Source organism: Tahibacter caeni (assembly GCF_024609805.1).
Taxonomy (GTDB): Bacteria; Pseudomonadota; Gammaproteobacteria; order Xanthomonadales; family Rhodanobacteraceae; genus Tahibacter; species Tahibacter caeni.
The window spans coordinates 1-11,021 of record NZ_JANFVR010000156.1 but is presented as its reverse complement, the minus strand read 5'-3'; the positions used below and the strand labels follow the sequence as shown (position 1 = coordinate 11,021).

The following is an 11,021-nucleotide window of genomic DNA, read 5'->3' as shown; positions in this document are numbered from 1 at the left end:
CCGGCAGCGACGAGCTCGCCGCGCGCTGGCGCCGCGGCGACGACCTGCCGGGCTTCGGCCATGCGCTGTATCCGCACGGCGATCCGCGCGCGGCCGAACTACTCGCGCTACTGCGGCGCGAACGGTCCGGCACGCCGGACTGGCCGCCGCTCGCGGCGCTGATCGCCCGCGCCGAGGAGGTCAGCGGACTGCGGCCGAGCCTCGACCTGAGCCTCGCGGCGATCTGCCGTCTCTATGCGCTGCCGGCCGAAGCGGCGCTCGTGCTGTTCGCGAGCGCCCGTCTGGCCGGGTGGCTCGCACATGCGCTGGAGCAGCAGGAACAGGGCCGCCTGATCCGGCCGCGCGCGCGCTACGCCGGCGAGTCCGCCTGATACCGCGCACCGGCCGGATTGCCGGCGGCGGCCTCAGCCCACGGGGATCACGAGCTGGAAACCGCTGTAGAAGATGTGGTCGCCGGCCGGCGGCGGCTGGCAGGTATCGGCTTCGAGGCGAAAGGTGTAGTTGCTGCACCCCTGCCCCGCGTCGACTTCGTTGACGACGATCGAGAACGCCTGGTTGCCCGCGAGCCGGGTCGAGAAGGCGATGTTGCCGATGGTGCTGTAGCCGCTGTCGGCCAGGTGCCCGGTGTTCGGCGTCGCCGGGTTGTAGTTGCGGTACGCGACGATCTGGGTCTGGTTGCCGCCGCACTGCGAGAAATCAGCCGTGACGGTCAGGCAGACCGGCTGCGCGGAAATGGCCGGGAAATCGTACCGGTCGCGCCGCACCGCGGTGGTGTTCTCCAGGGTCGGCGTCTTCGTGGGACCGCCGCACAGGGACGGCCTGCCGTCGCGGGTGACGCGGCCCGTCTGCTGCACGTCGCCGGCATTCAGCGAACCGGTACGTGTCGCGGTGAAGTAGCAGTTTCCGCTGGCCGGGGCGGTCGTGATGTCGAGGCACCAGCCGTCGGCCATCGTGCCGAACGGCTGCGGATCGGAGCCGGTGTTCTGCGCGGCCCAGAGGCGCCAGGTGCCGTTCGGGTTCAGGCCTTCGAGGCTCGACAGCATCTGGCGCACAACGGCCGTCGGCGCCGGTGCCGGCAGCGCCGGCGGCGCGAAGACGCGCGGCAGATAGCGGTTGCTCGCCGTGGGCACCGTGTACGACGGACTGCCGTTGGTTCCGGTCAGCAGCGCATAGATCTGCGCGGAATCGCTGAACGTCCACTCGGCGTTGATGACCAGCGGATAGGGCGCCTCGTTGACGTCGAAACCGCTGCCGGTGATGCCGACCAGCTGGCCGCCCGGATGTTGCAGGCGCACGGCGAGCCGCGAAGTGTCGGTATGCGTGACGTCCGGCAGCACCAGATCCACGTCGGTGATGACGCCGCTCAGATTGGACACGACGATGTCGCTCGGATACAGCGACGCGGCCCCGGCGCCCGGAAACTGCAGCGCGGTCGTGTTGCAGAATCGCGTCGTCGTCGCGAGCGCCTTGTTCACGCCGCACATCGGCGCGGCCGCGACCGGCGCGCCGGCGGACGGCAGCTCCGCCTCCATGAGCCGCGTCGTCGCGGCCCCGATCGCCGGCGGCGAGGCCGGATCGTCCATCTGATGCAGCGAACCGCCGAACGGCTGTCCGGCAGACGCGCCGGCAGCCACGCTGAGCAACGACACGAACACGGCGCTACGACGCATGACGCTTCTCCCTGGGATTTGACCGCGCATACGCAGGACCACGCACGCAGGGATCACGCCGCGCCGCGGCAGCCGCGGGGACCCGGCGATCTCCCAGGCGACGCGGCAAAGGCATCAAAGGCGCGACGTGCCATCGGGCAGCGGTAGCGGGTATGGGATTGCCGGCAGCCGCGCCGGATGCGGCTGCAACTGCAGCACACCGGCGCTAGCATCGGCTGTCCCAGGAGACCGCCATGCCACGAACACGATCCTTCACGAGCACGCAGCCGCTGAGCCTGGCCCTGCAGGGCGGCGGCGCGTACGGCGCCTTCACCTGGGGCGTGCTCGACCGGCTCAGCGAACAGCCGGGGTTCCGGGTCGCCGCGATCAGCGCGACCAGCAGCGGCGCGATGAATGCCTGCGCGTTCGCCCAGGGCTGGGCCCGCGGCGGCGCGGCCGGCGCGCGCGAAGCGCTCGCCGCATTCTGGGAAGCGGTGTCCTGCCACAACGCCGTGGCCGATTTCTGGCTTACCGCCGCACGCAACCTGCGCCTCGACGCGCTACTGCTGAACGCCTCGCCGCTGCAGGTCAATCCGCTGCGCACGCTCGTCGAAAGCGCGTTCGACATGGACCTGCTGCGCCAGAGCCCGATCCGCCTGCACATCGCCGCGACGCGCGTGCGCGACGGCGCGCTGACCCTGTTCGACAACGCCGCGCTGAGCCACGACGTGCTGCTCGCGTCAGCCTGCCTGCCGCAATGGTTTCCGACCGTGGAAATCGACGGCGAGGCCTACTGGGACGGCGGCTACGCCGGCAATCCGGCGCTGGAGCCGCTGCTGCAGCCGAACGGACCGCGCGACCTCGTCGCGGTGCTGCTGCAGCCCGAGCAGCGTTCAGTGCCGCAGTCGGCGCGCGACATCGCCGAACGCATCGCGCAGCTGTCCTTCGGCAGCACCTACCTGCGCGAGCTGCGCAGCCTGTCCTGCGCCGACCGGCCGTCGGTCTGGGCGCGCCTGCACGGCGCGCTGCGGCCGCAGCCGCGCTTCCGCCTGCAGCGGATCTTTCCGGCCGGGGAATTCACCGCGAGCTACGGCAACGCCGCGAGCGACACACGGCTGGGCCACCTGCAGGAGCTGCGCGCGCACGGCCACGACGCCGCCGAGACCTGGCTGCACGGCGATCAGGCCGCCGTCGACCTCGCGCTGCCGCAGCCGCTGCTCGCGACGTAGCGACGCGAAGGCTCAGCCCCAGACCTCGCCGAGCACGCGCGCAAAGTTGCCGCCGAGGATCTTGTCGATGCGCGCGTCGGCGTGGCCGCGCGCCGCGAGCAGATCGGCCAGCCGTCCGAAGCGGTCGGCCGTGTTCAGATCCGGCGGAAACAGGAACAGCTCCGGATCGCGGTCGGCGGCGAACGCGCCCATCGCGATCGCATCGCGGATGATCTGCGCATTCTGTTCGCGGAAGGCCGGCGTGATCGCCGTCGGCGCGATCGACAGGTCGCTGCCGAGACCGACGTGGTCCTCGCCGCAGACGGCGATCGCATGCTCGACGTGGCGGATCACATCCTCGGCGGTCTGCTGGCCCTGCACGCGCAGATACGGCCAGAAGATGACGCCGACGACGCCGCCGCGGCCGGCGAGCAGTTTCAGTTCCGCATCGGCCAGCAGGCGCGGCGAATCGGCCAGCGCGCGGCAACCGCTGTGGCTGACCAGCAGCGGGCGCGTCGCGGCGAGGATGGCCTCGCGCGTCGTGCGCTGCGCGCCGTGGGCCAGGTCGACGACGATGCGCTCGGCCTCGATGCGCTCGATCAGCGCGCGTCCGTGGTTGCTGAGCCCCGCATTGCCGGGCTCGAGGTTGCCATCGCCGATCAGGTTGCGCTGGTTGTGGGTCAGCTGCAGCACGCGCAGGCCGGCGTCGCGGAACAGGCGCACGCGATCGAGGTCCTCACCGACCGGTTCGGCGCCCTGGAACGCGAACACCACGCCGAGTTTGCGCTCGCGCCGCGCGCGTTCGAGATCGGCGCGGCTGCGCACGACCAGCATCTGATCGGCATTGCGTTCGGCGACGGCGGCGTAGTCGAGCAGCCGCTGCCGCATCGACTGCCAGGTCGCGTCCGCATGGCGCCGGCCGTTCGGCGTGACGGTCATCAGCGCGGCGGTGAGGCCGCAGTCGCGCACGGCCTGCAGCGCCGCGGCGTAGTCGGGCGAGTCCGGCGGCAGGTACAACAGGTCGACGCCGGCGGCGGCGTCGACGACGAAACCCTCGCGCCGGCGCGTCGTCGCCGCGGACATCGCCTCCGCTGCGGGACGCCGCGGAGTCAGGAACGGCGGACGGCTCATCGCGACGCTCTCCTCGGGCCGGGGAGTCCGACTCTACCGGCGCCGCGACGCCGCGAACTATCCGTACCGCGCACGGACGCAAGCACCGCAATTTCGGCAACGCGACACGCGACTCCGGCAGCGCGGCATTCGTGCAGCGACCGTCGGGAACGCACGCGGCGACGGCGGCGCCCGGCCGCGCGCCGCCGCGAGCGCCGCTGCTATCCTGCGCAAGTCGCCACAGGAGTGCGTATGCCGGCCCTCGCCCTGGAGCAGTTGTACGGTCTGATCGCCGCGCTCGGCGGCGGCCTGCTCGTCGGCATAGGCCGCGAGCGCGAGAAGGCCGCGCAGGGCCGCGAAGCCGCCGGCGTGCGCAGCTTCACCGTCGTCGCCCTCGCCGGCGCGATCGCCGTGCTGCTCGGACCGGTCGCGCTTGCCGTGGCCGGTGCAGCCGTCGCCGCGATGGCCGTCGCATCGTACTGGCACAGCGTCGAGCACGACCCGGGCCTCGTCACCGAGCTCGCGCTGCTCGTGACCTTCCTGCTCGGCGCGCTCGCGCAGAGCCAGGCCGCCCTCGCCGCCGCACTGTTCGTCACCCTGGCCGTGGTGCTGCAGAGCAAGGCCAGCCTGCATCGCTTCACGCGCCAGACCCTCAGCGAGCAGGAGCTCGGCGACATCCTGCTGCTCGCCGCCGCCGCGCTGATCGTGTTGCCGCTGCTGCCCGATCGCCCGGTCGACCCCTGGCAGGTGCTGAATCCGCGCAAGCTCTGGCTGTTCGTCGTGCTGGTCATGGGCATCAACGCCGCCGGCTACGTCGCGCTGCGCCTGTTCGGTAGCGGCCGCGGACTGGCGCTGGCCGGACTGCTCGGCGGTTTCGTCTCCAGCGCCGCGACGATCGCCGGCATGGGCCAGCGCGCGAGCGCGCATCCGCCCGTGCTGCGCAGCTGCATCGCGGCGGCGCTGCTGTCCTGCGTCGCGACGGTCGTGCAGCTCGCGGCGATCCTGTTCGCGATCGCGCCGTCGCTGCTGCGTGATCTCGCGCTGCCGCTGCTCGCGGCCGGCCTCGCCGCCGTCGCGATCGCCGCGGGCTACGTCTGGCGCGACCGCGGCCGGGCCGTCGACGGCGAACCGGCCGCGCTGGGCCGTCCGTTCGCGCTGCGCCAGGCGCTGCTGTTCGTCGCGATCGTCGCGGCCGCGCTGCTGCTGTCGACCTTGCTGCGCCGCTATTTCGGCGAAGGCGGCGTGCTCGCCGCGGCTGCCGCGGCCGGCTTCGCCGATGTGCATGCCGCCACGATCTCGCTGGGCCAGCTCGCCGGCAGCGGCGACCTGCCGCACGCGCAGGCGGCCTGGGCCCTCGCGGCGGCGTTCACGACGAACTCGCTCGTCAAATGCGCCGGCGCAAGCGTCGGCGGCCTGGCCTACGCACGCCCCGTCGTGACCGGCGTGCTCGCGATCAATGCCGTGCTCGTGCTCGCGGTGTGGTGGTTTTAGCCGGGAATGGGGAATCGTCGGTGCAAAGCACGACTCCGCCGCTTCTACGATTCCCGGTTCCCCATTTCCAATTCCCGTCTCAACGACTCCCGCAAACCGTCGCGCTCGGCGAACGGATCGTACGGATCGCCCTGCGCGACGATCCGTTCGGCGCGGATGCGCGCACCGACCAGCGCCTGCGGATGCGAAGCGATGTAGAAGCGCCGCTGTTCGATCGCGTCGAACGTCATCGCGGCCACTTCGGCCGCGCTGACCTTGCCCGAAGTGACGGCCTTCTCGACCAGAGCCTGGGCGACGCGCTGCGCGCGCGTGGCCGGCGCGTCGTTGGCCAGGTCGGCCGGACGGTTGCGGTGCGAGGCATGGATGCCGGTCGGCACGTAGTGCGGGCACAGCACCGAGCAATGCACCTGTGAAGTGATCAGCGCGAGGTCGTGGTGCAAGGTTTCGCTCAACGCCACGACCGCATGCTTGGAGACGTTGTAGACACCGCTCAGCGGCGGATTGACGATGCCGGCCATCGACGCGGTGTTGACGATGTGCGCGTGATAACCGGGAGCCGCGCCGGCAGCGTCCAGCATGGCCGGCACGAACGCGCGCAGGCCGTGGATGACGCCCCAGAGATTGACGCCGAGGGTCCACTGCCAGTCGCGCAGGCTGTTTTCCCAGATCAGGCCGGCGCTGCCGACGCCGGCGTTGTTGAACAGCGCATGCACGCGGCCGTAGCGCTGCAGGGTCGCCGCCGCCAGCGCGTCGACCTCCCCGGCGTCGGCGACATCGACGGTCTGCGCGATCGCCTCGGCGCCGAGCGCGGCTACGTCGGCCAGGGTCGCCTGCAGCGCATCGGCCTGCACGTCGGCGAGCACGAGACGCAGGCCGCGCCGCGCGCCGAGCAGGGCGAACTCGCGGCCGAAACCCGAACCCGCGCCCGTGATCACCGCAACACTGTCCTTCCAGACGAACCCGCCCATGACTTGCCCTCCCGTCGGCGCAACTGCCGACTCGCGCGTAGAAGTTTCGTGATACGAAATTAGCTTCCGAAATCACACAGTGACGATAGCCAGCGAATACGATCGCGGCAACTCGCGATGCTTCAGCGGTGCGGCAACGAATATCGGTTGGATCATCCACTTGCCGCAGGCTTGCGAAGCCGCCTAGCATGGCGGTGGTGTCGGCGACGATTTTTCGTATCGTGAAACTCGACACCCCATCCGCGACGACCACGGCCCTGCCCCATGGACTTCAGCTACAGCCCCCGCGTCGATACCCTGCGCCGCGAACTCGGCGAATTTTTTGACGCGTACATTTATCCCAACGAAGCCGCGCACGCGGCCGAGGCCCGCGCACAGCGCGAGGCCGGCAATCCCTGGCAGCCGAGCGCGATCGTCGAGTCGCTCAAGCGCGAGGCGCGCGAGGCCGGCTGGTGGAACCTGTTCCTGCCGCGTTCGGCGCGCGCGCCGCAGGGTCTCAGCAATCTCGAATACGCGCCGCTCTGCGAAATCATGGGCCGCGTGCCCTGGTCGGCCGAAGTGTTCAACTGTTCGGCGCCGGACACCGGCAACATGGAAGTGCTGGAACGCTACGGCAGCGCCGAGCAGCAGCAGCGCTGGCTCGAGCCGCTGCTGGCCGGCACGATCCGCTCGGCCTTCCTGATGACCGAGCCCGACGTCGCCTCGTCGGACGCCACCAACATCGAATGCTCGATCCGCCGCGACGGCGACGCCTACGTCGTCAACGGCCGCAAATGGTTTTCCTCGGGCGCCGGCGATCCGCGCTGCGCGGTCTACATAGTCATGGGCAAGACCGATCCGGACGCGCCCGCGCATCGGCAGCAGTCGATGCTGCTCGTGCCGGCCGACTCGCCGGGCCTGCGCGTACGCCGCCCGGTCACGGTGTTCGGCTACGACGACGCGCCGCACGGCCACATGGACATCGATCTCGTCGACGTGCGCGTGCCGGCCGCGAACGTCATTCTCGGCGAAGGCCGCGGCTTCGAGATCGCGCAGGGGCGCCTCGGTCCGGGACGCATCCATCACTGCATGCGCAGCATCGGCCTGGCCGAGGTCGCGCTGGAGCTCCTGTGCCGCCGCGTCAGCACGCGCGTCGCGTTCGGCCGGCCGCTGGCCGAGTATTCGATCTGGCACGAGCGCATCGCCGAGGCGCGCTGCCTGATCGAACAGGCGCGCCTGCTGACCCTGAAGGCCGCCGACGCGATGGACAAGGCCGGCAACAAGGCCGCGCGCGCCGAGATCGCGATGATCAAGGTCGTCGCACCGAACATGGCCGTGCAGATCATCGACTGGGCGATACAGGCGCACGGCGCCGCCGGCGTCAGCGGCGACTTCCCGCTGGCCGCGGCCTATGCGGGCGCGCGCTCGCTGCGCCTGGCCGACGGCCCCGACGAAGTGCACCGCGCGACGATAGCCAAGCTCGAACTCGCGCGCCACGCGGCGAAGGCGGCGGCCTGAGATGGGCAATCCGCGACGCGAAGCCGACCTGTTCAGCCGCGGCGTCGGCGCCGAGCATCCGCAGTTCGTCAGCGCGGTCGCGCGCGCGTTCTCGGTGCTGCGCTGCTTCGAACACGGCGTGCACTACCTCGGCAACCAGGACATCGCGCGGCGCACGGGCCTGCCGAAGCCGACGGTGTCGCGCTTCACGTTCACCCTGTCGGCGCTGGGCTATCTGAGCTATTCGCCCGAGCGCGAAAAATACTGCCTCGGCACCGCGGTGCTCGGCCTCGGCCATGCCTTCATGAAGAACAACGACGTGCTCAGCGTCGCGCGGCCGCTCATGCGCGAGCTCGCCGATGCGGTGCAGGCCGCGGTCATGCTCGGCGCGGCCGACGGCCTGCGCATGGTGCTGCTCGACATCTGCCAGGGCGATCCGACGTTCCAGCTCAAGCTCGAACCCGGCGCGCGCGTGCCGCACGGCTCCACCGCGCTCGGCCGCGCCGATCTGGCCGCACGGCCGGCCGAGGTGTTCGACGCGCGGCTGGCCGAGCTGCAGCGCGATTGCGAGGCCGCGGCCTGGCCGCAGATCCGCGCCGGCATCCTGCAGGCACGCGAAGACTACGCACGCTACGGATTCTGCTTCTCGCTCGGCGACTGGAACCCCGAGGTGTTCGCCGTCGGCGTGCCGCTGGTCTGCGCCGACCGCAGCCGCGTGCTCGTGTTCAACTGCAGCGGCCGCGTCGCGACGATGACGCGCGAACGGCTCGTGCAGGACATCGGCCCGCGCCTCGTCGCGCTGCGCAATACCGTGTTCGAGCGCACCCAGGGGCGGTTTTAGACCGTTCGATCGGAGAACCGACAAGAATGCGTTTCCCGATCTTCTGCTAGGGCCGCACGAACGGCTGCAGCCCGTCGCAGAAGATGCCGTCGGCCCATTGCAGCGCGCACGGGAAGTAGGTCGGCACCGCATGAGCCGCGCAGAAGCTCTGCGCCGGATTGACCGCGCAGGACTGCAGCAGCGGCATGGGGTTCGGCGCAGTGGCCAGTTCGATCGCGGCAACCACCGGCAACGGTCCGGGCGAAGCAGCCGCCGCGCCGCCGTAGACGCGCAGACCGATCGAGCCCTGGGCAATGGTGCCGGAACTGCCGCAGACGACGACCTGCCCGGCCGCGGGCAGTCCCTGCGCCGTGCAGGTCGCCGGCGGCGACGACGACTGCAGGCCGCGGTACTCGAAATGCGGCGGCAATTGCACGTAGAGCTGGGTCGTGCCGGCGGCAGCCTCGCCAATGTTGCGATAAGTGAACAGCAGCGGGCCGGCCTCCTGGCCCAGGGTCACGGGTTCGGGCAGCAAGGTCAGCGCATCGGCGATCATCGTCGCGACGCGCGGCACACGCGTATGGAACTGCAGCCGCGCGCACCCCAGCTGCAGCGGATCGGCGACGCAGCTCGTGGGCACGAGCTGCCGGTCGTTGCCGATGGCCGCATGCACGTAGAGCGGTCCCGGCACGGCGACGGTCTCGGCCACCTGCACGTGCAGCGTGAGATAGCCGTTCTGCGAGGAGTACATGTACGGCGTGCTGCAGTGGACGTGGTAGGCCGAGCCCTGCGCCGCGCAGGTCCAGGCCGGAAGACCGCCGGCGAGATTGGCGTAGCTGACGCCGGGCGGCAGCCAGAAATCGAGCTCGACCGGCGTGTTCGACGGGCCGAAGCCGATATTGAGCACGTCGACGTTGAAGATGTTGTGCTGGCCGGCTTCATACGGCGCGCCGGTCCAAACCGCGACCTGCCCGGCGGTGACGCCGCCGGAGCTCACGCCCCAGCCGGTGATCGCCACGGTGGAGGTCACGATGCTCGTGGCGACCGTCGCGCAGCCGGTCGTGGTCGGCGGCGCGCTGCAGACCGGATTCGGCGGCAGCGGCACCTGGGTGCTCTCGAGCGTGCCGGTGATGTCGACCGGCCCCGGCGTCAGGCCGTAGTCCGCCACGCTGTTGATGCCGACCGACATGGCCGCCGGATTCCAGGAATCGAGCGTGCCGGTCCAGGTGCAGCTCACCGTGCGCAGGTCGGGCTGCGCCGAACAGGTCCATCCGCCGCCCTGGAAGCTCGCATAGCGCAGTCCCACCGGCAGGACCGTGCGGAACGTGAACGGCCCGGTGTGGACGATGCCGTCGTTGCGATCCTCCTTCTCGAACGAAACGCCGATGGAATAGTCCGTGCCGGTGTAGACGGGCGGCACCGGCCACAGCGACAGGCGCAAGCCGGCGGCCGCGGCCGGTCCGGCGCCCGCGCAGAGCAGACAGACGACCACGAAACGTATCCACATCGGCGATGCGCGCATGAGACCTCCCCGGAAACGGCGCGAGCATCGGTCAAACGGCGATACGGCGCAGCCCCGCAAACGAGGGGAGCGGGAGCGGCGCACGGAGGCCTGTGACGGCAACCGCCGGCCGCAAGGCGCGGGGCCGCCACGCCGTGTCACCGACGAGACCGGCGCATCCCTTCCGCCTTTGTAGGATTTACCGGAAAAATATCCTGCGGCGGCGGCGTGCCGGTCGACGAGACCGCCGTCGTCGCCGCGCGCAGCGCGCCGGCCGCTGGCACGCCACCTGCAGCCGTCGTACGCGGCAACCGGCCGCAAACCCGGAGCCCGAGCATGCGCGAGCACCATCACGACCTCGACCGCTGCATCCAGGACTGCCTCGCCTGCCTGCACAGCTGTCAGCAGACCGCGCTGAACCATTGCCTGCCGCTCGGCGGCAAGCATGTCGAACCCAACCATTTCCGCCTGATGCTCGACTGCGCCGCCGCCTGCCAGGCCGCGGCGACGCTGATGATGAACGGCTCGCCCTACCACGGGCAGCTCTGCGCGCTGTGCGCCGAGATCTGCCGGGCCTGCGCGAACAGCTGCGAAGCCGTCGGCGGCATGGACGACTGCGTCGCGGCCTGCACGCGCTGCGCGGAGTCCTGCGAAGCGATGGCGGTCGCGCTGCCGTCGCGCACCGGCGAAGCGGCGCAGCGACATGCACCGGCGCCGTCCTGAGCCGCGGCATCGCGGCCGTCCCGGCGACGCCACGACGACCACGCCGGCGCCGCCTTCACCGGCGGCGGCGGCGGC

General features: G+C 71.0%; 10 protein-coding genes. 6 read left to right on the top strand and 4 right to left on the bottom strand.

Going from position 1 to position 11,021, the window contains the following annotated elements; all coding sequences use genetic code 11:
- The coding region (locus NON22_RS13985; protein ID WP_306673816.1) for a citrate/2-methylcitrate synthase at nucleotides 1-371 on the top strand (371 nt) is incomplete at its 5' end.
- Nucleotides 372-404: 33 nt separating this feature from the next.
- On the opposite strand, the gene NON22_RS13980 is transcribed toward NON22_RS13985, so the two are convergent.
- Nucleotides 405-1,670 carry a hypothetical protein gene (locus NON22_RS13980; RefSeq protein ID WP_257387556.1) on the bottom strand — a complete coding sequence of 422 codons (1,266 nt, stop codon included), beginning with the start codon at nucleotides 1,668-1,670 and terminating at the stop codon, nucleotides 405-407.
- A gap of 233 nt (nucleotides 1,671-1,903) precedes the next feature.
- Between NON22_RS13980 and NON22_RS13975 the strand changes: the two genes are divergently transcribed.
- Nucleotides 1,904-2,878, top strand: a complete 975-nt coding sequence (locus NON22_RS13975) for a patatin-like phospholipase family protein (protein ID WP_257387555.1) — start codon at nucleotides 1,904-1,906, stop codon at nucleotides 2,876-2,878.
- Nucleotides 2,879-2,890: 12 nt separating this feature from the next.
- On the opposite strand, the gene NON22_RS13970 is transcribed toward NON22_RS13975, so the two are convergent.
- Nucleotides 2,891-3,988, bottom strand: a complete 1,098-nt coding sequence (locus NON22_RS13970; protein WP_257387554.1) for a dipeptidase — start codon at nucleotides 3,986-3,988, stop codon at nucleotides 2,891-2,893.
- A 231-nt stretch (nucleotides 3,989-4,219) separates the two neighbouring features.
- Here NON22_RS13970 and NON22_RS13965 point away from each other — a divergent pair, with 231 nt between their 5' ends.
- Nucleotides 4,220-5,458 carry an MgtC/SapB family protein gene (locus tag NON22_RS13965; protein WP_257387553.1) on the top strand — a complete coding sequence of 413 codons (1,239 nt, stop codon included), beginning with the start codon at nucleotides 4,220-4,222 and terminating at the stop codon, nucleotides 5,456-5,458.
- 44 nt (nucleotides 5,459-5,502) lie between these two features.
- On the opposite strand, the gene NON22_RS13960 is transcribed toward NON22_RS13965, so the two are convergent.
- A complete protein-coding gene (locus NON22_RS13960; protein ID WP_257387552.1) occupies nucleotides 5,503-6,426 on the bottom strand; it encodes an SDR family oxidoreductase in 924 nt (307 codons plus the stop codon).
- 264 nt (nucleotides 6,427-6,690) lie between these two features.
- Between NON22_RS13960 and NON22_RS13955 the strand changes: the two genes are divergently transcribed.
- Nucleotides 6,691-7,923: an acyl-CoA dehydrogenase family protein gene (locus NON22_RS13955; protein WP_257387551.1), complete on the top strand. Its 1,233-nt coding sequence runs from the start codon at nucleotides 6,691-6,693 to the stop codon at nucleotides 7,921-7,923.
- A gap of 1 nt (nucleotide 7,924) precedes the next feature.
- Nucleotides 7,925-8,743 (top strand): IclR family transcriptional regulator, encoded by an 819-nt coding sequence (locus NON22_RS13950; protein WP_257387550.1) that lies wholly within the window; start codon nucleotides 7,925-7,927, stop codon nucleotides 8,741-8,743.
- Nucleotides 8,744-8,789: 46 nt separating this feature from the next.
- On the opposite strand, the gene NON22_RS13945 is transcribed toward NON22_RS13950, so the two are convergent.
- A complete protein-coding gene (locus NON22_RS13945) occupies nucleotides 8,790-10,244 on the bottom strand; it encodes a hypothetical protein (protein ID WP_257387549.1) in 1,455 nt (484 codons plus the stop codon).
- Nucleotides 10,245-10,559: 315 nt separating this feature from the next.
- On the opposite strand from NON22_RS13945, the gene NON22_RS13940 reads away from it, so the two are divergent.
- Nucleotides 10,560-10,946, top strand: coding sequence for a four-helix bundle copper-binding protein (locus NON22_RS13940; RefSeq protein ID WP_257387548.1), 387 nt, complete (start codon nucleotides 10,560-10,562; stop codon nucleotides 10,944-10,946).
- Nucleotides 10,947-11,021: the final 75 nt, after the last annotated feature.